This window comes from Pseudothioclava nitratireducens (assembly GCF_029210495.1).
GTDB lineage: Bacteria > Pseudomonadota > Alphaproteobacteria > Rhodobacterales > Rhodobacteraceae > Pseudothioclava > Pseudothioclava nitratireducens.
In genome coordinates, this window is record NZ_JARGDK010000002.1 from 165,624 (window position 1) to 188,357 (window position 22,734).

A 22,734-nucleotide genomic window follows, 5' to 3' on the forward strand; every position below is an offset into this window, starting at 1 on the left:
CTCTCCTCGGTTCCGGTGTTGTGCTTGTGACTAAGGCTTTGCGCGGCGGGCTTCAAGCACCCATCGCGCCGAACGTGGGGCATCGCGCAGGGGCGCGGCAAAGCCTTGCCAGCGCCGCGCCAAACCGCTAGGCCCCCAACGACGAAGACGCGCAGCGCGGGAGACTGAACATGGAGCTTCTGATCTGGATCGGGGCGGCGGTGACGCTGATCGGCATCGGCGCGATCCTGTGGTCGATCCTGCAAGTGGCCAAGGCCAAACGCGCTGGCCTCGATGACGAGGCCCTGCGCGGTCAGCTTCAGCGCATGGTCACCATCAATCTGGGCGCGTTCCTGCTTTCGGCGCTCGGGCTGATCATGGTGGTCGCCGGCATCTTCCTGTCCTGAGCCACGTCAGCCACGTCGCGCCCGCGGGCTTAGCCGGTGATATCGGCGAAATGCTTGCCGTTGCGGATCAGCACATCCCAAAGCGTAACCGGCGGCGGCGCGCCCTCATCGGCCAAGGCGCGCAGCCGCTTGCGCACCTGCAACAGCCCGGCCTCATCCGCCCAGAACAACGGCCCCCCGCGATAGCGCCCGAGGCCGAGAACGATCAGGGCCGCCAGATCGACATCCGAGGCCCGGTGCGCGCCCTCCGACTGAATGAGCGCCGCACCTTCCGCAGCCAACTCGGACATCATGCGCGCCACTATTTCGGGGGCGCCAAGGCGACGCGGCGCGATCCCCGCCTCCTCGCGCAGCACCGACAGGGTCTCGGCCAGATCCGGCGCCGGGCCGAGATTGGTCTCCCCCGACCAGACATAGCTGCCCAACTCCGTCGCACGCCCTGACTGCCCGGCAAGGAGCAGATAGTTCAGATAAGGGCCCACAGCACGATGCGCGGCTTCGAGCCCCGCCACGACGCGCGGCACACCGATCTCGTCGATCCGCCGCATCGGTCCAACCGCAAAGCCATAGGCCTCAAGCGCCTTATCCACGGCTTCGGGCGTGGCCCCCGCCATCACGCAGCGTTCGGCGGCATCGAAAAACGCGGCCTCCAGCCGGTCTGAAATACCTGGCCGCGCCCCGCCCCGGATCGACACGACACCGGTGCGCGCCATGATCTGCCGCAGCCGATGGACATCGGCCGCCGCCATCTCAGCCCCCGGCAAGATCTCACGCAGGCTGCCCCGGCGGATAAAACCGAGCTCATTCGCCCCGACCTCGACCCCGTCGAGCGCCAGGAGCGCGCCGGGCGCCCGCGCCGCGCGCAGTTCCGACGCAAGCGCCTCCGCTGTCTCCGTTTCGGCGGGCAGAACCGCCAGGATTGCCCCCGCCCCGGCCAAAGCCCCCGGCTCGGTGGCAAGGCTCAGACGGCCCATGATCTCGGCGAGCTGCGCCTCGGGCAGTGCCTCGCCCAGCCGCGCGGCAATCCGCTTGCGCGCCAGCTCCAGCCGGGTCTGCGCCTCGCCCGCATAAATCACCCGGTAGCCCGCGCGGATCAATGTCAGCGCCAGCATGTCACCCATATTCCAAAGCCCGACCGTCCCGCGCCAGCGCAGCGCCTCGGCATCGGGCACACCATAGCCCGGCACCACAGCCAACGCCCGCACGCCCGCATCGGCGTGCCGGAGCGCCCGCGTGCGCGGCTCGGCCAGCAGGTCCTCAAACGCAACCGCCTCGAAATCGAGCGCTTCTTCGAGCGGCAACAGCGCCGCCGCCTCCAGCACCTCGGCCACGCGTGCGGCAACCGGGGCCAGAACCGGGTCCGCCCCCGGCCCGGCGCGCGCCGCCGCCATCTCGGCAAGATATTTGCCCGTATCGGCCAGCGCCGCCTGTGGGTCCGGCCCCACGCCATCGCCATTCGTCATCGCCTCAAGCGCCGTCGCGATCGCGGCGGTCTCTACGGTGCCGCCTCCCACCACCGCATCGCACAGCCCGCGCGCCATCGCGCCCTTCGCTTCGAGCACCCGCCCCTCGGTCACACAGGCGAACATCCGCGCCCCGCCGACACGCCGTGCGAGCCGCACCAGCGTGCCCGCTGCCGGAAATACGCCCAAGCCGAATTCCCGCATCACGAAGCGCGTTCCCGGAAGCGCAAGCCGCAGACGCGCGGCGGCCGCGAGGGCGAGCCCCCCGCCTGCAATCTGGCCCGCCAAAAGCGCCAGAACCGGCACCGGCAACCGTGCAAGCAGGTCCGCAATCTGCGCCAGCGGCACACCGGCACTCTCGGTGAAATCAGTGACCGGGTCCTCAGAGACAGGCCAGCCTTCAGGCCCCGCCCGCAAGATCACGGCTCGCGTCCCCGGCTCCTGCCCCACCAGTTCGATTGCCTTGGCCAGCCCGGCGCGAAGCTCCGCATCGAACCCGGCACGCGCACCATCGCGCCCCAGCGCCGAAAGCGTGATCGTGGCGACACCATCGCGCCGCTGAAGCTTCACCCGTCTTGTCATTCCGTATCCGCTCTTGCGGGCCGCGCCCGGTTCTCGGCGCTTGGCCTAGACCCGAGTTTACGGCCCCCGCGCGCACAGGCAACGCCCAATTGCAGCGCTCAGGCCCCCGGCGCGTGATCGCGGCAGAAAGGCGTCGCCGGCAACAGATCGAGCCGATCTTCGCTGATCTGCTCGCCACAGGTGACGCAATAGCCATATTCGCCCTCTTCCATCCGGGCGAAGGCTGCTTCGATCATGCGCAATTCCTGCCGCGCGGCGTCGCCAAGGTCATGGAGCACCTCGTCGCCCTCGCGCTCGGTCGCCATTTCTTCCCAATCCTTGGCCTCATGGCTCTCGAATTCGTCTTCGATCTGGTCGATCCGTTCGAGCAATTGCGCCTTGCGTTGCTCCAGCTCCTGACGCCGTTCTGCTTCGGATTTCATGGCTTCCTCCTCGCGATACCTCATCTAGAACCCTCGCGCGGAAATCCTCCTTGATGCAAGTCAAACATCTTGCCGCGCGCACCGACGTGACGCTACCTTCGCGCGACGAGCCCGCGTCAAAGGGAGCGGCGCGGCCTCGCAGAGTGGGAGATGACATGGAACAGGACTGGATCTGGGGCCTCGTCGGAGGCCTGATGATCGGCGCGGGTGCGGCGGTCTATCTGCTCATCAACGGGCGGATCATGGGAGCGAGCGGCATTCTGGGCGGGCTCATAGACGGCAGCGGGCGCGACAGCACCTCGGAGCGCGTGGCTTTTCTGGGAGGTCTGGTGGCAATCCCGCCGCTGATCGTGCCGCTTTATCAGGTTGTGGATACGCAGGTCAGTTCCAACATCGCGGTGCTGGTGATCGCCGGGCTTCTGGTCGGAATCGGCACCCGGATCGCCAATGGCTGCACCTCGGGGCACGGGGTCTGCGGCATCTCGCGCTTCTCGCTGCGCGGCATCACGGCGACCGCCTTCTACCTGTTGGGCGGCGGGCTGGCGCTGGCCATCGGGCGACACGTGCTGGGAGTGATCTGATGCGAAATTTCTTTGCCTTTCTGTCTGGTGGCCTGTTCGGCGCGGGCCTTCTCGTCGCGGGGATGGTGGACACCAAAAAGGTACAGGGCTGGCTCGACGTGTTCGGCGCATGGGACCCGACGCTGGCCTTCGTGCTCGCAGGGGCGGTGGGCGTGATGATGGTGGTCTGGCCGTTCGCCAATCGCCGCGAGCGGACCCTTATCGGCCTGCCGATGCCGGAAAAGCCGCCGCGGCTCGTGGACCGCAATCTGGTGCTCGGTTCGCTGCTTTTCGGGGCGGGCTGGGGCATTGCCGGGCTCTGCCCCGGTCCGGCGCTCGGCTCCCTGTCCTTTGGTGGCTGGCAAGGCTGGCTCTTTGTGATCGCGATGGGCATGGGCATGGCCGTGGCCCCCGCCATTCGCGCACAGCTCGACAGGCTCGACCCTGCCCCGGAAGATGGTTGAGGCCGGGCAATCCTATCCCCCCGCCCCGCGCAGGGGCGCGGGGGGTTCCCCTTCCTCCTCGGCGCCGAACCCGTCAAGCGCAAGGCCAAGCGGGGGCAATCCCCCATCCTCGTCCGAGAACCCATCCAACCCGCCAAATCCCATCTCCAGACCCGAAGCATCGCCGCCCAGCTCATCGCCCGGCAGCGGGTCATAAGCTGACGAATTCGGGTCCCCCATGCCGCCAAGCTGACCGAGATCGGGCATCATCTCGGGGTCGATCGTGGGGAAAGGGGAACGGCCCGGCTCCATCTCGCGCGGGTCGCGCTTGCGTGGCGCAAGATCGGGCAACAAGGTTCCCTCCTCCTGCCGGTCGATCAACCGCACAGCCCGCATACCGCCATGCTGGCCCAGACGCGCCCGCACGAGGAGCCGCCGTCCGACCCCTTCGATCCGCAAATCCTCAAGCGCCTGAAGCGAGATCGGGATCTTCTCCCCCGCCTTGAACGCCATCACGGCGGCAAGGGGCAACGTCACCCGGTGCAGCACCGCCTCAATCGTCGCGGGCGCATTCAGCACCGCCTGTTCAAGCTGATCGTGCCACTCGGCCTCTGCCGCGCGCGCGGCCTCTTCGAGCGCGGCGGCGCCGCCTTCCACGACGCCCGTCCCGGCCCGTGCCGGACGCGGCCGCGCGCCCCGCCCGGTTGCAGGCACCACCCAAAGCAGCGTGCCCTCCCGTTCCCCGCCCGGGCCAAAGCCAAGCTCCGCCGTCCAGACGCGATAGGAAATATCCTCGAACATGAGACCCAGCGGGCGCGGATCATCGAGATAAGAGCCGTAGCGAAAGCCCCCCGCCCAAACCAACGCCTCATGGCTGGCCAGCGCCTCCTCCACCGAGATCAGGACCCCGTCGACAAACTCCGCGACCATGGCCGCATCGATCCGGGTCGGACGGCGCGGCGCGGGCGCGGCCTTGGCCAACCGTCCCATTGTCTGCATTTCGATCAGTGCCGAGAGCGTGGCGGGCGGGATCACCATCAGCCCCAGCCCCTCCTGCGGGCCCTCGATCACGGCGAGCATCGAGAGGTCCTCAAGCACCTCGGGCAAATCGGCCAGGGTCATCCGGGCCTCGCGCAGCGCGCGCACCTGAAGTGGCAGGCCCATCTGCTCTTGCGCGACTTTGGCCAAGGCCTGCCCCAACGCGCGTTCGGCGGATACAGGCGGGCTGTCCGCGGCGGATTTCCCCGCCTCGGCCTTCTTGCGCAACAATGTCTTGTCCTGCGCTGCTGCCATCCCGTCCATCCCGGCCCGATGGGGCCTGTTGAGACAGGAATCGCAGATCAAGGTTTACAAAACGTTGAGACTCTCAGGAAACCGGGTCGGCGGCGCTGTCACGGTGGCGCAGGGGCAAGGTGACCCGGAACGCGGCGCCGCCCTGACCGGGCAGATAATCGATCGTCCCGCCCAGATTGGCCATGATCTCGCGGCAGATCGCAAGGCCCAGCCCCGCACCGCCCGCACGGCTCGTATCGGTCAAACGCGCGAACTTCTCAAAGATGAGCGCCTGCGCCTTTTTCGGAATGCCGGAGCCGTTGTCGATGAAGTCGATCTGCACGCGCTTGCCCCGCTTCTTCACCTCGATCCGTAGCTTCGGCAACTCCGCATCGCAATATTTGCGCGCGTTCGAGACGAGATTGATAAAGACCTGCAACAGCCGGTCGGTATCGGTGAAGACGGGCATATGCTCAGAGGGAAAATCACGCTCAATCCGGAAGCGACGCTCGGGGCGGGTCGAACTCGCCGTTCCGACCGCCTTGGAGATCAGGTCATGCAGGTTGGCCACCCCGATATTGAGCTGCACCTTGCGGTTTTCGAGCACCGAGAGATCCAGCAGATCGTCAAGCAGCCGGGTCAGGCGGCGGGCCTCTTCATGGATGATCTCGGCGTATTTCGCACGCATCTCCTCGGGGAGGTCCGGTTCCATCAGGATTTCCGAAAAGGCCCGGATCGAGGTCATCGGCGTGCGCAATTCATGGCTGATCTGACCAAGGAACGCATCCTTCTGAATCGATAATTCGGTCAGCTTGTCATTGGCCTCACGCAAGGCCCGTGCGGTGCGGGCCAGTTCCTCGGACTTGGCTTCGAGCTGGGCGGAATATTCCTTGATCTCGGCGGCCTCGCCCGCCACCGCGATCAGGTCCTGCACCGAAACCGAGCTGCCGCCCGAAAGCTGCGCGATCATCGCATGCGCGGTCGCAGCCCCCACCGAGCCGGCCAGTTGCCGCTCCAGCCGGGCGATGAATTCGGGCGTGGTATCTGGCAGGATGCCGCTCTTGCCCTGCCCCGCCGCCTGAGCCTGAAAGAAGCGCTGTGCCTCATCGACGCCCAAGATTCGCTGCGACATCGACAGCAGGTCCTCGGCCTCGGCCCGCCCGCGCGTCCAGCCACGGGTTCCCGGCGACTGATCGAAGACATTGACGAAGGCCACGCCTTGCAACCGCTCCATCGGCGGCGGGAAGGACGCCATCGAGAAGATCAGGAAACACAGCGTGTTGAGCAAAAGCGACCAGAACAGCGCATGCAGAAGCGGGTCGAGCCCCTCGATCCCGAAGAGCGCGCGCGGGCGCAGCCAGTCGATCCCGAACGGCCCGTGCGCCAGCACCGAGGCCGAGATCAGCCCGCTCTCGCCCACCGAGGGCAGGAACAGGCAATAAAGCCAGATCGCGAACCCCACGAGCAGCCCGGCCATCGCGCCAACATGGGTCGCGCCACGCCAAAAGATGCCGCCCATCAGCGCGGGCAAGACCTGCGCCGCCCCGACAAAGGCGATGAGCCCGATCGCCGCCAGCGCCTCGGACCCGCCAGAGAGCGAGTAATAGGTGTAGCCCATCGCCAGAACGCCCGCGATGGAGATGCGCCGCGACATCAGGATCACACCCCGAATATCGCCCGGCTCACGCGCGGGGCTTTTGCGCAGCGTCAGCCAAAGCGGCGTAACGATATGGTTCGACACCATCGTCGCCAGCGCAATGGCCGCGACGATCACCATCGAGGTGGCGCTTGAAAATCCGCCGAGAAACGCCAGCAGTGCAAGTTTGCCCTGCCCCTCGGCCAAAGGCAGCGTGAGCACGAAAAGGTCCGGGTTCGACCCCTCGGGCATCCGTTCCAGACCCATGACCGCGATCGGTATGACGAAGAGGCTCATCCCCATCAGATAGGCGGGAAAGGCCCAGCTTGCGGTGGCCAGATGGCGCTCGTCCACGTTCTCGACGACCAGCACCTGAAACATCCGCGGCAGCGTCAGGATCGCCGCCGCCGAGACGAACAACAGCCCTGCGAAACGCCCGGGCTTCAGATCCCAATCAGCAATCGGCGAGGCGTCGATCCGCGCGAGCACCTCGGAGACACCGCCCGCCAGCCCCCAGACGACAAACACCCCGACCGCCATCAGCGCGACGAGCTTCACCACCGCCTCGAGCGCAATCGCCATCACCACCCCGTGGTGGCGCTCATTCGCGTCGAGATTGCGTGTGCCGAAAAGGATGGTGAAGACCGTCAGCCCCACCGCGATCCACATCGCCGTCGAGCCCTGCCCCGAGAGCGCCCAGAACTCGGGCGCATCATCGGCGAACACGCCGAAGCTCAGTGTCACCGACTGCAATTGCAGCGCGATGTAGGGCGTGGCCGAGGCGACCGACATCAATGTCACGACCACGCCCAGCGTGTTCGACTTGCCGAAACGGCTGGAGATCAGGTCAGCGATGGAGGTCACCCGTTGCGCACGACCGATCCGCACCAGTTTGCGCAATATCCACCACCATCCGATGAAGACCAGCGTCGGTCCCAGATAGATCGTAACGAATTCCAGCCCAGAGCGCGCCGCATAGCCGACCGCCCCGTAAAAGGTCCAGGCCGTGCAATAGATCGAGAGCGAGAGCGTGTAGACGATGGGGCGGTGCAGGAATTTCAACCGCCCCTGCGCCGCGCGGCGCTCGGCCACGAAGGCGACCGAGAACAGCACCACGACATAGCTGAGACACACCGCGACAAGAATATTGAAGGGCACCCGCTTATCCCTCCGCCCGGTCGTCGGCAGGTGGACGCGGGGGCTCGTAAAGCAGAGCCGCCGGATCGTTCGTGCCCTCGGCCGCGTCGTCTTCGTCGAGTGCTGGGCCAAGACCGCGTGCGATCAGCGCCGCCGCCGCGATCAGCAATGCCCAGGAGGCAAAAAGGTAAACCGTGCCGCGCCCGGTATCGGGGGCCTCGGTCTCACCCGGCGCCCAAAGCACCGGCAGCATCAGGATCACCGCCCCCGCAACCGGCAGCAGCCGCGCGGCATCCATCATCCGGCGACGGCGATAAGAGCGGCGCGCCAGAAAGAGCGGCTGGGAGGATTTAGGCATTCCGGGCGGACTCCGTCGCGGTGATCCGTTGCAGACAGTCCAACACGTCGCCATTGGCGAAAGGTTTGGCCAGAAACGCACTCGCCCCGGCGCGCTCGGCCGCCTCGCGGTCACGCCCTTGCCCGCGCGCGGTCAGCATCAGCACCGGCAGGCGTGCGGTCCGGGCCTGCGCCCGCAGATGCGTCAGAATTTCAAGGCCCGACATTCCCGGCAACATCAGGTCAAGAATGACGGCATCGGGCTGCTCGGCCTCGATCCGCGCCAGTGCCTCGCTGCCATTCGCCAAGCTCGACACACGCCACCCCGCGCGCGTCAGGATGAAGCGGATCGCCTCGGTGATATTGGGTTCGTCCTCTATGAGAAGCACATGCGGTTCTGCCATGATTGCCTCCCCCTTCCCTCGGTTCGACTATTACGGCGCGCGCGGGCGGTGTCAAATCCTTGCGCGGCTCAGCGCTCTGCAAGGATCGAGGGTTCGCGGCGCCCGGCGCAATCGGCGCGCGGGCAGATGCGGCAACTCGAGCCGATCCGCCGGATGCTGGTCACGGCACGTTCAGCCTCGGCGTCATCCCCATGGCGCGGCGCGGGCAGGATCAGCATCATTGCCTCCATCAAGACCGGGCCGTCGAAACCGGCGGGATGGCTGGGCTGACAAAAGGCATAGGTCAGGAAGCGTTGCGGCAAACGCCCGGCCATATCGACCAGAGACCGGATCGGCTGCATCGGGCGGCTGAGCGCCTCGTAGAGGGGCCAGAGCGGGCAGGCCGCACCGAAGCGGGGCAAGGCGAAACCGGGCGCAGGGCGACGCAGGGTCAGAGTGCCGGACGCATCACACACGACCAGCCCCATGCGCGGCACCCCATCGAGATCAGGGGGGAGCGTGGCCAGACGGCGAAACACAGCCCCCATGGGCACGCCGAACCGCGCGGCCAACGCGGCCGGGTCCGGCCCCAGCGCGGCCAGCGCCTCGATCATCGCGGGCAAAGGGAGCGCGCGCGCATCCGCCTGCGCCCGCGCGATATGGGCCAGCGCAAGCGCCCGCGCCGCCCCAGAGGCCAGCTCCGGCACCCCGTCAATCAGGCTCTCATGCACCGGGCGGGTCGCGGATTCGAGCTCGGGCAGATGCCAGTTGCACGCCTCGAGCCACGCCTCAACCTGCTCCTGCGGCGAAGACAGACCGGTTTCAGCCTCCTCAACCTCGTCGAGATACCCCACCAGCGCCTCGGCTGTGTCAGAGAGCCGGACGCTTTCCTGCTGAATCGTCGCCAGAAACCGGGCTCGCCAGACAGGTTCGATATCGTCCGCCTCGACAAGGATCGCCGCGGTCGAGCGCAGGCTGGTCACGGCGGAAATCACCTCATGCAGACTGTCGAGAACGAACGGGTCCTGCGCCATCCTTTCAGCATAGCTCTCGACCACGCGCTCCAAGGCACCGACCCGCGCCTGACGCCCCGCCACGACCGCAGCCCAGCCGGGAAACCGCCCGACGAACTCCTCGATCCGCTCCAACTCCGAGGCACTGACCGCTGCCTCTGCGGCCGCAGCCTCGCGCAGCCCGTCGAACAGCGCCCCCTCCGCCCCCTCGGAGAGCGCCACCACATCCACGCCGAGCGCTGCCGCAAGTTTTTCAAGCAGCGGATCACCGACGCGGCGGCGGTTATGCTCGATCAGATTGAGATAGGCCGGCGAAATGCCAACGGCGCGCGCAAGATCGGCCTGCTTGAGCCGCAGGGCCGTGCGCCGCTCGCGCACGCGGGTGCCGGTCAGGGCGGAACGTGCCAAGAACTGTCCTCCTGCGCACGAATTTACCGCCAAAGCCTTTTGAACAAAAGCTCTTTACAAGGCATGTCAGAATTTTGAAAGGCACGGAAACGATACCGGGGGCGTGCGTCCCTTCACGCCCCCGGTATCTGTGCCGACGATCTCAGCATTCCGACGGCACGACTGCCGCCATATCGCTGATTTCGGCAACACCGGGCTCACATTCACCGACCGCAGTCTCGACCGGCGCGCAACCTGCGAGGACAACCCCGCCAGCTGCCAAAAGCATCAGAACCATCATCCGAAGCCATGTCATCGCGAACCTCCTGACAGCCCGCTTTGTCGGGCCATAAAAGAACTATCGCATGAAAACGCGCGCGCCGCCCTGATCCGTGTCAAAGCGCGCCGGATCGGCGGTGTCGCAGCAAGCCGGGCCAGCCCGACATTGCCCGCCCCTCAGTCAAAGACACGGAACCGTGCACCGTAATTCACCGCGCGGGTCGAGCACCCATCCATCGCATCTCGCAACCATTGCAGATCAGCGCCCGTAAAGGCGGACAGATCCCGGCCAAGATGCGCCCGGCCTTGGGCAACCGCCCCGCCGATATCGCCGCCATAGCTACGCAGACGCTTGACCCAGAATTGCGCGGCCTCATCGAAATAGCTGCCGCTGAGCGCACCGCCCGGAACCACGTCCTGCGCGACCGCAAGACAATAACCCGACTCAACCGCCTGTGTTGGCGTGCCGAACAGATAGCCCGGCGGCGCGGCGAACTGACTTTTCCACGTCAGCCAGAACAGCCCGCCGACCACGACGAAGCCGACGATCATCGCCGCCCAAAGCCCCGCACGCGGCGCACCGTCCTCATTGGTCAAGACCTGTTGCATCGTCAGCACCTCCGCCACCGATCCAAGCAGATCCGGGTTAAGAAAACGTCGAGAATGCCCCGTCCATGCAAAAAGGCGCGAGGAGACCCCGCGCCTTACGATCTCTGCCCGGCAAGGCTTATTGCAGCGCCTTATCCGAGATTGCGTGGGTCCATGCCCCGGTCGGCTCCGAGGAAATCACCGGATCGGACCCACCCGCCATCAGGATCTTGACGGTGCGGGCATAGTCCGCCTCGTCGAGCGCACCGTTCGAACCGGCGGTGAGCTTGGCGATTTCGCCCATCATGCGCTTCTGGTGGGTCTCGGTCTGCGCGCCGGTCTCGTCATTTTCGAGAACGATCATCGCGGCCTCGTCAGGGTTCTCCTCGGCGTATTTCCAGCCCTTCATCGAGGCGCGGACGAACTTGACCATCTTCGCTTCGAAGGCCGGATCGGCGAGGTTCTGTTCAAGAACGTAAAGCCCGTCCTCGAGCGTTGCGACGCCTTCATCCTCATACTTGAAGGTGATCAACTCATCCGGCGAAATACCCGCGTCGATGACCTGCCAGTATTCGTTATAGGTCATGGTCGAGATGCAGGCCGCCTGCTTTTGCAGGAGCGGATCGACGTTGAAGCCCTGCTTGAGAACCTCGACACCGCCCTCGGAGCCATCGGTCGCAATGCCGAGCGTGCTCATCCAGCTGAGGAACGGGTATTCGTTGCCGCCGAACCAGACGCCAAGCGTCTTGCCCTTGAAGTCCTCGGGGCTGGTCACGCCCGATTCCTTGAGGCAGGTCAGCATCATGCCGGACGACTTGAACGGCTGTGCGATGTTCACGAGCGGCAGGCCCTTCTCACGAGCGGCCAGCGCCGACGGCATCCAGTCGACGGTCACATCCGCGCCGCCGCCCGCCATGACCTGCGTCGGCGAGATATCGGGGCCACCCGGCAGGATCGTGACATTCAGCCCTTCCTCGCCGTAGAAGCCTTTTTCTTGCGCCACGTAATAGCCCGCAAACTGGGCCTGCGTGACCCATTTGAGCTGCAACGTGACATCTTCAGCGAGCGCACCGCCCGCCGAAAGCGCGGACAACGCCGCACCAAGCATCAGTTTCTTCATCTTCTCTCTCCTGTTGTGACCCGGATGTAGCCCCGGTTTTTGAAACTCTTAATGTCCGCCGGCTCGCTGCGAGGGGTGCCAGAACGTCACCGCCTTTTCGATCAGCGCGACCAGACCATAGAACCCCGTTCCCGCCAATGCCGCCACAGCAATCTCGGACCAGACCAGCGGCATGTCCAGTTGCCCGACCGCGGTCGATATCCGAAATCCCATGCCGCGCGTGGGCGAGCCGAAAAATTCGGCAACGATCGCACCAATAAGCGCCAGCGTCGTCGCGATCTTGAGTCCGTTGAACAGGAACGGCATTGCCGCAGGAAGCCGCAGCTTCACAAGGCTTTGCAGATAGCTCGCCGAATAGGTCGCCATCAGGTCGCGTTGCAGGTGATCGGTAGCCTTCAGGCCCGCCACCATGTTGACCAGCACGGGGAAGAACACCATGACCACGACCACCGCCGCTTTCGAGTGCCAGTCAAACCCGAACCACATCACGAGGATCGGCGCGATACCGACGATAGGCAGGGCGGCGACGAAATTGCCCACGGGCAAAAGCCCGCGCTGCAAAAAGGGCGAACGGTCGATCAGCACCGCGACGAGCACGGCGGCACCGCACCCGATCAGATAGCCCGAGAGCGCCCCCTTGAGGATCGTCTGCGCGAAATCCTCCCAAAGCACACCCGTCGCCTCGGCGAACCGGACGGCGATCATCGAGGGCGCGGGCAGGATTACCGGGCTCACCTCAAGCCCGCGTACGATGCCCTCCCAAAGGATCAGCAGTGTAATCCCGAAGAGAGCTGGCACGAAGAACCGCGCCCAGCGCGCACGCGGCCAGCGTTTCGCGACAAAATGGTTCGCGGCCCAGGCCAGCAGCCAGAAGACGATTGCACCCCAAGCCCAACTCATCGCGCGATCCCCATCCGTTTGAGCGAAACACGCTCGATCAGGCCCACGAGAGCGACCAGAACCGCCGCTAGGAGCGCCGCCGCGAAGAGCGCGGCCCAGATCTGGATCGTTTGCCCGTAATAGCTGCCCGAGAGCAGCCGCGCGCCGAGCCCAGCACTCGCGCCTGCGGGCAGTTCCGCGACGATCGCGCCCACCAGCGAGGCCGCGATACCGACCTTCAGGCTCGCAAACAGATAGGGCATCGAACTCGGCAGGCGCAGCTTCCAGAACGTGTCCGAACCGCTGGCGTTATAGGTGCTGAGCAGGTCGAGCTGCATCGCATCGGGCGCGCGCAACCCTTTCACCATGCCCACCAGCACCGGGAAGAAGCTCAGATATGCGGCGATGATCGCCTTGGGCAAAAGCCCCTTCACGCCGATACTTGCCAGCACCACGATCACCATCGGTGCAATCGCAAGGATCGGCACGGTCTGGCTTGCGATGGCCCAGGGCATCACGCTCATATCCATAGCGCGGCTATGCACGATGCCGACCGCAAGCAGCAGCCCCGCCGCCGTCCCCAGCGCAAAGCCCGACAGCGTTGCCGAGAGCGTGATCCAGCCATGCCAGACCAGCGAGCGCTTGGAGGTCACCTTCTGACCCGCAAGCCCGTCCCAGAGCCCCGCCGCCACCTGATGCGGCGCGGGTAGAACCGGGCGTTCCTGCGCCATGGTCTGCGCGACCATTTCGGAGAAACCAACCTCGGTTCCGGCGCGCGCGGCCTGATCGTAGACCCACTGACTGTTGAGCCAGACCGCCGCCAGATACCAGACCGCGACAATCGCGGCGAGCACGGTCAGCACGGGGAGGATCGACTTGGTCATCGGCGCGCCTCACTCATCATAGGCATGCCCCGCGCGCAGCCCCTCGCGGACGCGATGGGCGATTTCGAGGAATTCGGGCGTGTCGCGGATATCGAGCGGGCGCTCTTTCGGCAGCGTGCTTTCGATCACATCGGTGATCCGCCCCGGACGCGGCGACATCACCACGATCTTGGTGCTGAGATAGACCGCTTCTGGGATCGAATGGGTCACGAAACCGATGGTCTTCTCGGTGCGCGCCCAAAGCTTCAGCAGTTCCTCATTCAGGTGGTCGCGCACGATTTCATCCAGCGCACCGAAGGGCTCATCCATCAGCAGGATATCCGCATCGAATGCCAGCGCCCGCGCGATGGAGGCACGCTGCTGCATCCCCCCCGAAAGCTGCCACGGGAACTTCTTGCCAAACCCCGCGAGGTCCACGAGTTCGAGCACTTTTTCAACACGCGCATTCATTTCAGCGCGTGGATAGCCCATGATTTCCAGTGGAAGTTTCACATTTCCCGCAATCGTGCGCCACGGATAGAGCCCCGCCGCCTGGAACACATAGCCATAGGACCGCGCCTGTCGCGCCTCGTCCGGGGTCATGCCATTGACGCGCAGCGTGCCGCCGGTCGGGTGCTCCAGCGCCGCGATACAGCGCAGGAACGTGGTCTTCCCACAGCCCGAGGGGCCAATGAACGACACGAACTCGCCCTTGCCGATGGTCAGGTTGACATCCTTGAGCGCATGAATCGGCCCGTCATTGGTCTGGAAGGTCAGATCGAGCGCCTCGGCCTCGATCACCGGTATTGCCGTCATCCGCGCCTCCACAAGGTCCGGTCCGCGATCTCGACGCTATTGCCCGCCGGATCGCGCAGATAGATCGAACGTGCCCCGTTCGGCCAGTGGAAGTCGGCTTCGATCTTCAGCCCATTGTCTTTCAAGTGTTTTTCCCAGTCGTTCAAAGTGTTGCTCTCGGCCCCGATACAGACATGCCCCGCGCCAGTAGCCCCATGCGGCGGCACCGGCAAGGCCGCATCCGGTGCCGGGGGCCGCAGAGTCTCTTGCGCGATGAAGGCGAGGATAACGCCCTCGCCACAGCGGAAAAAGACATGCCGCCCCTCGACCCGGACGATTTTCTTCAACCCCAGCACCGCCCCGTAAAACCGCTCGGCCGCGTCGAGGTCATCGACATATATCGCGGCCTCGAGGATACCGGCATGCGGCGGGGCGTCACTCATCTCCGCTCAGACCCCGCTCGCCGGAATACCCGAACGTTGCACGGGCCGCGGCGCGGTCAGCTCTTTCCAGGTGGAGAGCGCCTTGTTCACCGCCTGCCCCGGCGGGCGGGCGACGAATTCACCATGCCCTTCGCGCCCCTTGAAGGCGCCTTCCTCGACCGTCACCACCCCACGAGACAGCGTGTAGCGCGGCAGACCCGTCACTTCCTTGCCCTCGAAGACGTTGTAGTCAATCGCCGATTGCTGCGTCTTGGCCGAGATCACCTTGGACGCCGCCGGGTCCCAGACCACAAGGTCGGCATCCGCCCCCACCAGAACCGCGCCCTTCTTCGGATACATGTTCATGATCTTGGCGATATTGGTCGAGGTCACCGCGACAAACTCGTTCATCGTGATCCGCCCCGTGCGCACGCCATAGGTCCAGAGCATCGGCATCCGGTCCTCAAGCCCGCCTGTCCCGTTCGGGATCTTGGTGAAATCGCCGACGCCGTAGCGCTTTTGATCGGTGGTGAAGGCGCAGTGATCCGTCGCGACGACCGACAGCGTGCCGCCCGAAAGCCCGGCCCAAAGACTGTCCTGATGCAGCTTGTTGCGGAAGGGCGGCGACATCACGCGCCGCGCGGCATGGTCCCAATCCGCGTTGAAATACTCGCTCTCATCCAGCGTCAGGTGCTGGATCAGCGGCTCGCCATAGACCCGCTTGCCCAGCATCCGCGCACGGCGGATCGCCTCATGGGCATCCTCGCAAGAGGTGTGCACCACATAGAGCGGCACGCCGGCCATATCGGCAATCATGATCGCGCGGTTGGTGGCCTCCCCCTCGACCTGCGGCGGGCGCGAATAGGCATGAGCCTCGGGGCCGACATTGCCCTCGGCCAGAAACTTGGCGGACAGCTCCGCTACCACGTCACCGTTTTCGGCATGCACCAGCGGGATCGCCCCCAGCTCGGCACAGCGCTTGAAGGAGGCGTAAAGCTCATCGTCATTGACCATGAGCGCGCCCTTATAGGCCATGAAATGCTTGAACGAGTTGATGCCGCGATCCACGACCTCCTTCATCTCGTCAAAGACCTGCTCCCCCCACCATGTCACCGCCATGTGGAAGCTGTAATCGCAATGCGCGCGGGTCGATTTGTTGTCCCACATCTTGAGCGCGTCCATCAGGCCCTGACCGGGCGACGGCAGCGCGAAGTCGATCACCATCGTGGTGCCGCCCGCCAGCGCCGCGCGGGTGCCGCTTTCGAAATCGTCCGCCGAGTAGGTCCCCATGAAGGGCATCTCGAGATGGGTATGCGGGTCGATCCCCCCCGGCATCACATAGCAGCCGGTGGCGTCGAGCACCTCGTCGCCCTTCAACCCCTGCCCGATCTCGATGATCTGTCCGCCCTCGATCAGCACATCCGCCTTGTAGGTCAGATCCGCGGTCACGATGGTTCCGTTCTTGATGACTGTGCGCATGAGGGCTCTCCTCCAGTTCGTCTTTCACCAGGCTGAAAATACTCCGGGGTCCGGGGACAGCGCCCCGGACCTGCCGGATCAGCTCACGATTTCCGCCGTTTCCAGCACCGCATGGAACAGCACATCCGTCCCGGCTGCGGCCCATTCCGGGCTGATCTCCTCGGCCTCGTTATGGCTGAGGCCGCCGACGCAGGGGCACATGACCATGGTCGCGGGCGCGACCTTGGCGGCCCAGCAGGCATCGTGCCCCGCCCCCGAGATCAGGTCGCGATGGGTATAGCCCAGCCGCTCTGCGGCCGCCCGCACGTTGGAGACAAGCTCCGGCGCGAAGGTGACCGGATCGAAATGCCCGACCGGTTCGACCGCACAGCCGACGCCCAAAGGCGCGCAAATCTCGGCCGCCTTCGCCTCGATCACCGCGCGCATCCCGTCGAGCTTGGCCTGATCGGGGGAACGGATATCGACCGTGAACACCACCTTGCCCGGCAGCACGTTGCGCGAATTGGGCGTGAAGGTCACCTGCCCCACGCCGCCCACGGCATCGGGCTGGTTTTCCATCGCAACCTCTTGCACCATCTCGAAAATCCGCGCCATGGCGAGGCCCGCATTGGTCCGCATCGGCATCGGCGTGGAGCCGGTATGCGCCTCTTTGCCCGTCAGCGTGAATTCGAGCCACCACAGCCCCTGGCAATGGGTGACCACGCCGATCTCTTTCTCCTCGGCCTCAAGGATCGGGCCCTGCTCGATATGCAGCTCGTAATAGGCATGCATCTTGCGCGCGCCGACCTCTTCATCGCCTTTCCAGCCGATGCGGGCCAGCTCGTCGCCAAAGCGCTTGCCCTCCAGATCCTCACGCCCATAGGCGTAATCGAGCGAATGCACCCCGGCGAACACACCCGAGGCCAGCATCGCGGGCGCAAAGCGCGCGCCCTCTTCGTTGGTCCAGTTCACCACCACGATCGGGTGCCTGGTCCTGATCCCAAGGTCGTTCATCGAGCGCACGCATTCCAGCGCGCCGAGCACGCCCAGAACGCCGTCGTATTTGCCGCCCGTCGGTTGCGTGTCGAGATGTGAGCCGACATAGACCGGCAGCGCATCGGGGTCGCTGCCCTCTCGGCGCATGAACATATTGCCCATCTGATCGACACCCATGCTCAGGCCCGCATCGTCGCACCATCGCTTGAACAATGCGCGCCCCTCGGCATCTGCATCGGTGAGCGTCTGGCGGTTGTTCCCGCCCGCGACGCCCGGACCGATCTTGGCCATTTCCATGAGACTGTCCCACAGGCGCGCGGAATTGATACGGAGGTTTTCTCCGGGTGCTGGCATCTGGCTTACTCCCTGTCGGCTACGGGGCTTCGGCCCTCTTGCGACGAATCCTTATCTGACCGTATGGTCAAGGTAAGGGGGCCATGATCTGACCATCCGGTCAACAAAAAATCCGACCCGCGAGGTTGAATGAAAGATACACCCGAGGGCGACCGCCCAAAAAATAGGCGACAGTCTTCCGCTACCCGTGCCGAGACCCGGCGCGCGACCGAGGCCGCGATCCTTCAGGCTGCGGAGACGGTCTTTGCCGAAGCCGGTTTCGGGGGCGCGACGATGCAGCTCATCGCGGATATGGCCGGGCTGCCAAAAGCCAATCTGCATTACTATTTCGCCACCAAAGAGGCACTTTACCGCGCCGTCGTGGAGCGCATCTTTCAGATCTGGTTACAGGCGGCGGATGTGTTCGACGCGGCCAGCGGTCCGGCCGAGGGTCTGGGTGCCTATATCGACGCCAAAATGGAAATCTCGCGCCGCTATCCGAACGGCTCCAAGGTCTGGGCCTCCGAGGTGATGCACGGCGCGCCGGTCATTCAGGACTACCTTGAGACCACCTTGCGCGACTGGACGCGCGGACGCGCCGCCGTGATCCGCCGCTGGATCGCAGAAGGCAAGATGGCCGATGTGAACCCCGAGCACCTGCTCTATATGCTGTGGGCCAGCACCCAGCATTACGCCGATTTCGGCCACCAGATCGAGGTTCTGAACGGTCAACCGCTCAGCGATGCAGATTGGGAAGCAGCCAAACGCAGCGTCAAGGACATCGTTCTGCGCGGGATTGGCGTGCACTGAGGCACCGCCTTGGCCAGTGAAAAGGCCCCGGCGTTGCCACCGGGGCCGATCTGTCAGTCGAGCGTGTCGAGCACTTCTTTGAGCGTGCCGATCAATTGATCGATATGCTCTTTTTCGATGATGAGCGGCGGGCTCATCGCAATGATATCGCCCGTGGTGCGGATCAGGATGCCCTTCTCATAAGCCTTGAGGAAGGCCGAGAAGGCGCGCTTGGTCGGCTCGCCCGCGATCGGCTCCAACTCGACCGCGCCGATCAGGCCCTCGTTGCGAATGTCGATCACATGGCGCGTGCCCTTGAGCGAGTGCAGCGCCTCCTGCCAATAGGGCGCCATCTCGGCAGCGCGCTCGAAGAGGCCCTCTTCGCGGTAGGTGTCGAGCGTCGCAATCCCTGCCGCCGAAGCGATCGGGTTGCCCGAATAGGTATAGCCGTGGAACAGCTCGATCATGTGCTCCGGTCCGTTCATGAACGCGTCATGCACGTCTTTGGTGCACATCACCGCGCCCATCGGAATCACGCCGTTGGTCAGACCCTTGGCGGTGGTCATCAGGTCGGGCGTCACGCCGTAATGCTGCCCCGCAAAGGCCGAACCCAAGCGCCCGAAGCCGGTGATGACCTCGTCGAAGATCAACAGGATGCCGTGCTTCTTGGTGATCTCGCGCAGCTTTTGCAGGTAACCCTTGGGCGGCAGCAGAACCCCGGTCGAACCGGCCATCGGCTCCACGATGACGGCGGCGATGGTTTCGGCGCCATGCAGCGCGACGATGCGCTCAAGGTCGTCAGCCAGATGCGCGCCATGTTCCGGCTGGCCCTTCGAGAACGCGTTCTGCGCGGGCAGGTGCGTGTGCGGCAGGTGATCGACCCCCGCCAACATCGGCCCGAAAACCTTGCGGTTTGTGACGATGCCGCCGACGGAGATGCCGCCGAAGTTCACGCCGTGATAACCGCGTTCACGCCCGATCAGTCGGGTCCGCGCCCCATCCCCGCGCGCGCGGTGATAGGCAATGGCGAGTTTGAGCGCGGTCTCGACCGACTCCGAGCCGGAATTGGTATAGAACACATGCTCCATCCCCTCGGGAGCGATGTCGATCAGCCGGTTCGCCAGTTCGAAGGCGATCGGATGGCCCATCTGGAAGGCAGGCGCATAGTCAAGCTCGGCGGCCTGCTTCTGAATGGCTTCGGTGATTTTCGGGCGGCAATGGCCCGCGTTGCAGCACCACAGCCCCGCCGTGCCATCGAGCACCTGACGCCCGTCGGACGTGGTGTAGTGCATATCCTTGGCCGCGACGAACATGCGCGGCGATTTCTTGAACTGCCGGTTCGCCGTGAACGGCATCCAGAATGCATTCAGATCATTCGGCGTTTTGCGATCCAGTGCCATCGCACTCTCCCTTCAGACTGGCCCGCGCCACTGCCGGGACCGATTTTGTTTGACCGACCGGTCAGGTTTTATCACGCTACCACAGGGCGGCCCCCAGTCAAGCGAGCCGCCGCACTTGTCGTGCCGGATGGGAACGCCCAAGATTGATTGCTGTCAAGCGCTGCGCTATAGGCTGCCGAAACGGGAGTGGGACTTTGCAAGAAAACGACATCAAGAACGCCGAAAACGGCACGGATGAGCGCCCCCTGACCCGCATTCAGAAACGCAACAGAGAGGCGATCCTCGACGCCGCGCTGGAAGTCTTTTCGGCGCAGGGTTTCCGGGGCGCGACGCTCGACCAGATCGCGGCTCAGGCGGGCCTGTCGAAACCGAACCTGCTCTATTATTTCCCTTCCAAGGAGGCGATCCATACCGCGCTGCTCAGCGGTCTCATGGATATCTGGCTTGCGCCTCTGCATGCGATGAACCCGGATGGCGACCCGCGCGACGAGATCATGACCTATATGCGCCGCAAGCTCGAAATGAGCCGCGAGATGCCGCGCGAAAGCCGGCTCTTCGCCAATGAGATCTTGCAGGGCGCGCCGCGCATGATCGAGGGGATCGAGGGCGATCTGAAGACGCTTGTCGACACCAAGGCTGCCGTGATCCAGCACTGGGTCGATGCCGGGCGATTGGCCCCGGTCGATCCCTATCACCTGATCTTCTCGATCTGGGCCCTCACCCAACATTACGCCGATTTCGACGTGCAGGTGCGCGCTGTGCTCGGTCCGGGCCATGACCCCTTCGCCGAGGCAGGCAATTTCCTTGAAATGCTGTTCGGGCGGTTGCTCGCGCCCTGAACGCGGCGTTAACCCAGACTTTGGAAAGCCGGCGATCTTCACCTTTGATTCACCCCTCAGCGGCAGAATCGCTGACGTGGGGGTGTTTTGTGCAAGGAGTAGGGGATGGACCGGATTGCTGGGCTGATGCCCCAGATCGGTTGGTCGCCGCTGACACTACCGGCGACACCGAAGAAAGCGCCTGCCAGTACGGTGGAGCCTGCGGGACAATCCGCGAAAAATCAGGCCGGGCTGGGGGCTGAAATCGACACGCGGACGCCGCAGGATCACGCGCAGGCCGCGCGGGAGGTGGCGGCGCGCCTTGGGTCCGGAGCGGGCGGGCAAGCGGACGCAAAGTCCCCCGCGCCCGACCCGGATGCACCGACCGGGCCGCCGCCGACCTTCGAGATGACGCAGCTTCAAGCGGAGGCGGCGCGCCGCAAGGCTGGACCGGTCGCAGCAGAGCCGCGCGTCAAGGATGAAGCGAACGATACGGCGCCACAGGCGGATAAGACGACCGAAGGCGCTGACACGGACCCGATCACAGAGGCGCGTATCGAGGCAAGGGCAGAGACATTGCCTGCGCCCAAGCCAGCCCCCGGCAGGGACTGGCCCGCGCTCGACGCGCCCGAACCACATCAGGTGGATGTGACGCGCTAGCCGCGCGTCACACCGTCATTCCGCCGCCTGAACGCTCGGATTGTTCGGATGCGTGGTCCAGTTGGCATAGGGCCCGACCTTGCGCCCGGTGCGCGGGTCGGTCTCGCCCTGCGCCAACTCGCGCATCGAGATGCAATCGACCGGGCAGACATCAATACAGAGGTTGCAAGCCACGCATTCCTCGTCCTTGACGGTAAAGGTGCGATCTTCGGACATCGCGATTGCCTGATGCGAGGTGTCCTCGCAAGCTGCGTAGCAGCGCCCGCACTTGATGCAATCGTCCTGATCGATCACCGCCTTGGTGACGTAGTTCAGGTTTAGATATTGCCAGTCGGTCACGTTCGGCACGGCACGCCCCACCAGATCGGCGGTCGAGGCAAAGCCCTTGCGATCCATGTAATCCGACAGGCCCGAGATCATCTCTTGCACGACCTTGAACCCGTAGGTCATGGCCGCCGTGCAGACCTGCACATTGCCCGCGCCCAGCGCCATGAACTCTGCCGCGTCGCGCCATGTCGTCACGCCGCCGATCCCGGAAATCGGCAGACCCGCCGTCTCGGAGGAACGGGCGATCTCGGCCACCATATTAAGCGCGATCGGCTTCACCGCCGGCCCACAATAGCCGCCATGCGTGCCCTTGCCGTCAATCGTCGGCTCCGGCGCGAAATCGTCCAGATCGACCGAAGTGATCGAGTTGATCGTGTTGATGAGGCTGACCGCGTCCGCCCCGCCACGCTTGGCAGCCTCGGCGGGCTTGCGGATATCGGTGATATTGGGCGTCAGTTTCACGATGCAGGGCATGCGGCTATGCTGCTTCACCCAGCGCGTGACCATCTCGATATATTCGGGCACTTGCCCGACCGCAGACCCCATCCCGCGCTCGGCCATGCCATGCGGGCAACCGAAGTTGAGTTCGACCCCATCGGCTTCGGTCTCTTCGACCCGCGCGAGGATCGCCTTCCACGAGTCCTCATCGCAGGGCACCATCAGCGACACGATCAACGCCCGGTCCGGATAGTCGCGTTTGACCGACTTGATCTCTTGCAGGTTGATCTCGAGCGGGCGGTCGGTGATCAGCTCGATATTGTTGATCCCCAGCACGCGCCGGTCGGCACCGTGAATGACGCCGTAACGCGGCCCGTTCACGTTAACGACGGGCGGTCCCTCGGAGCCGAGCGTCTTCCAGACGACACCGCCCCAACCGGCCTCGAAGGCGCGGCGGACATTGTATTCCTTGTCCGTGGGCGGCGCCGAGGCGAGCCAGAACGGGTTCGGAGATTTGATACCGATGAATTCGGAACGCAGGTCAGCCAT

General features: G+C 64.9%; 24 protein-coding genes. 6 read left to right on the forward strand and 18 right to left on the reverse strand.

What is annotated here, in order from left to right:
- Positions 1-170: 170 nt before the first annotated feature.
- Entirely contained in the window at positions 171-386 is a 216-nt protein-coding gene (locus tag P0X85_RS03015; RefSeq protein WP_275808225.1) for a hypothetical protein, read from the forward strand.
- Between the two features lie 29 nt (positions 387-415).
- Here the strand turns inward: P0X85_RS03015 and P0X85_RS03020 are convergent, their stop codons facing one another.
- Positions 416-2,431, reverse strand: a complete 2,016-nt coding sequence (locus tag P0X85_RS03020; RefSeq protein WP_275808228.1) for an enoyl-CoA hydratase-related protein — start codon at positions 2,429-2,431, stop codon at positions 416-418.
- Positions 2,432-2,529: 98 nt separating this feature from the next.
- The gene (locus tag P0X85_RS03025; protein WP_275808231.1) at positions 2,530-2,853 is read right to left on the reverse strand and encodes a TraR/DksA family transcriptional regulator; all 324 of its coding nucleotides are present in this window, start codon (positions 2,851-2,853) and stop codon (positions 2,530-2,532) included.
- A 155-nt stretch (positions 2,854-3,008) separates the two neighbouring features.
- Between P0X85_RS03025 and P0X85_RS03030 the strand changes: the two genes are divergently transcribed.
- A complete protein-coding gene (locus tag P0X85_RS03030; RefSeq protein ID WP_275808234.1) occupies positions 3,009-3,434 on the forward strand; it encodes a YeeE/YedE family protein in 426 nt (141 codons plus the stop codon).
- Positions 3,434-3,877, forward strand: coding sequence for a DUF6691 family protein (locus P0X85_RS03035; RefSeq protein ID WP_275808237.1), 444 nt, complete (start codon positions 3,434-3,436; stop codon positions 3,875-3,877). The genes P0X85_RS03030 and P0X85_RS03035 overlap by 1 nt, the downstream gene beginning before the upstream one ends.
- Positions 3,878-3,889: 12 nt before the next feature.
- Here the strand turns inward: P0X85_RS03035 and P0X85_RS03040 are convergent, their stop codons facing one another.
- From P0X85_RS03040 to P0X85_RS03105, 14 genes are all read right to left on the reverse strand, one after another.
- Positions 3,890-5,149 (reverse strand): FliM/FliN family flagellar motor switch protein, encoded by a 1,260-nt coding sequence (locus P0X85_RS03040; RefSeq protein WP_275808240.1) that lies wholly within the window; start codon positions 5,147-5,149, stop codon positions 3,890-3,892.
- Positions 5,150-5,222: 73 nt separating this feature from the next.
- The gene (locus tag P0X85_RS03045; protein WP_275808243.1) at positions 5,223-7,922 is read right to left on the reverse strand and encodes an ATP-binding protein; all 2,700 of its coding nucleotides are present in this window, start codon (positions 7,920-7,922) and stop codon (positions 5,223-5,225) included.
- Positions 7,923-7,926: 4 nt separating this feature from the next.
- Entirely contained in the window at positions 7,927-8,259 is a 333-nt protein-coding gene (locus tag P0X85_RS03050) for a hypothetical protein (RefSeq protein ID WP_275808246.1), read from the reverse strand.
- Positions 8,252-8,641: a response regulator transcription factor gene (locus P0X85_RS03055; protein ID WP_275808249.1), complete on the reverse strand. Its 390-nt coding sequence runs from the start codon at positions 8,639-8,641 to the stop codon at positions 8,252-8,254. Before P0X85_RS03055 ends, P0X85_RS03050 begins: the two co-directional genes overlap by 8 nt.
- A 68-nt stretch (positions 8,642-8,709) precedes the next feature.
- Entirely contained in the window at positions 8,710-10,041 is a 1,332-nt protein-coding gene (locus tag P0X85_RS03060) for a helix-turn-helix transcriptional regulator (protein WP_275808252.1), read from the reverse strand.
- A gap of 142 nt (positions 10,042-10,183) precedes the next feature.
- Positions 10,184-10,336, reverse strand: a complete 153-nt coding sequence (locus P0X85_RS03065; RefSeq protein WP_275808255.1) for a hypothetical protein — start codon at positions 10,334-10,336, stop codon at positions 10,184-10,186.
- Positions 10,337-10,476: 140 nt separating this feature from the next.
- Entirely contained in the window at positions 10,477-10,908 is a 432-nt protein-coding gene (locus P0X85_RS03070) for a hypothetical protein (RefSeq protein WP_275808258.1), read from the reverse strand.
- A 118-nt stretch (positions 10,909-11,026) separates the two neighbouring features.
- Complete coding sequence (locus P0X85_RS03075) at positions 11,027-12,007, reverse strand: ABC transporter substrate-binding protein (RefSeq protein WP_275808261.1); 981 nt, start codon at positions 12,005-12,007, stop codon at positions 11,027-11,029.
- A gap of 48 nt (positions 12,008-12,055) precedes the next feature.
- Positions 12,056-12,907 (reverse strand): ABC transporter permease, encoded by an 852-nt coding sequence (locus P0X85_RS03080; protein ID WP_275808264.1) that lies wholly within the window; start codon positions 12,905-12,907, stop codon positions 12,056-12,058.
- Positions 12,904-13,770 carry an ABC transporter permease gene (locus tag P0X85_RS03085; RefSeq protein WP_275808267.1) on the reverse strand — a complete coding sequence of 289 codons (867 nt, stop codon included), beginning with the start codon at positions 13,768-13,770 and terminating at the stop codon, positions 12,904-12,906. The genes P0X85_RS03080 and P0X85_RS03085 overlap by 4 nt, the downstream gene beginning before the upstream one ends.
- A gap of 9 nt (positions 13,771-13,779) precedes the next feature.
- Positions 13,780-14,565: an ABC transporter ATP-binding protein gene (locus P0X85_RS03090; protein ID WP_275808270.1), complete on the reverse strand. Its 786-nt coding sequence runs from the start codon at positions 14,563-14,565 to the stop codon at positions 13,780-13,782.
- Positions 14,562-14,987: a VOC family protein gene (locus P0X85_RS03095; RefSeq protein ID WP_275808273.1), complete on the reverse strand. Its 426-nt coding sequence runs from the start codon at positions 14,985-14,987 to the stop codon at positions 14,562-14,564. The genes P0X85_RS03090 and P0X85_RS03095 overlap by 4 nt, the downstream gene beginning before the upstream one ends.
- 6 nt (positions 14,988-14,993) lie before the next feature.
- Positions 14,994-16,445, reverse strand: coding sequence for a dihydropyrimidinase (hydA, locus tag P0X85_RS03100; RefSeq protein WP_275808276.1), 1,452 nt, complete (start codon positions 16,443-16,445; stop codon positions 14,994-14,996).
- 78 nt (positions 16,446-16,523) lie between these two features.
- Entirely contained in the window at positions 16,524-17,774 is a 1,251-nt protein-coding gene (locus P0X85_RS03105) for a Zn-dependent hydrolase (RefSeq protein WP_275808279.1), read from the reverse strand.
- Positions 17,775-17,903: 129 nt separating this feature from the next.
- Here P0X85_RS03105 and P0X85_RS03110 point away from each other — a divergent pair, with 129 nt between their 5' ends.
- On the forward strand, positions 17,904-18,563 hold the full coding sequence (locus P0X85_RS03110) for a TetR/AcrR family transcriptional regulator (protein ID WP_275808282.1): 660 nt from the start codon (positions 17,904-17,906) through the stop codon (positions 18,561-18,563).
- A 53-nt stretch (positions 18,564-18,616) separates the two neighbouring features.
- On the opposite strand, the gene aptA is transcribed toward P0X85_RS03110, so the two are convergent.
- Entirely contained in the window at positions 18,617-19,942 is a 1,326-nt protein-coding gene (aptA, locus tag P0X85_RS03115) for an omega-aminotransferase AptA (RefSeq protein ID WP_275808285.1), read from the reverse strand.
- A 194-nt stretch (positions 19,943-20,136) separates the two neighbouring features.
- Between aptA and P0X85_RS03120 the strand changes: the two genes are divergently transcribed.
- Together P0X85_RS03120 and P0X85_RS03125 are read left to right on the forward strand one after the other, a co-directional pair.
- Entirely contained in the window at positions 20,137-20,781 is a 645-nt protein-coding gene (locus tag P0X85_RS03120) for a TetR family transcriptional regulator C-terminal domain-containing protein (RefSeq protein ID WP_275808288.1), read from the forward strand.
- Between the two features lie 105 nt (positions 20,782-20,886).
- Positions 20,887-21,420: a hypothetical protein gene (locus P0X85_RS03125; RefSeq protein ID WP_275808291.1), complete on the forward strand. Its 534-nt coding sequence runs from the start codon at positions 20,887-20,889 to the stop codon at positions 21,418-21,420.
- A gap of 15 nt (positions 21,421-21,435) precedes the next feature.
- On the opposite strand, the gene preA is transcribed toward P0X85_RS03125, so the two are convergent.
- Positions 21,436-22,734 carry an NAD-dependent dihydropyrimidine dehydrogenase subunit PreA gene (gene preA / locus P0X85_RS03130; RefSeq protein WP_275808294.1) on the reverse strand — a complete coding sequence of 433 codons (1,299 nt, stop codon included), beginning with the start codon at positions 22,732-22,734 and terminating at the stop codon, positions 21,436-21,438.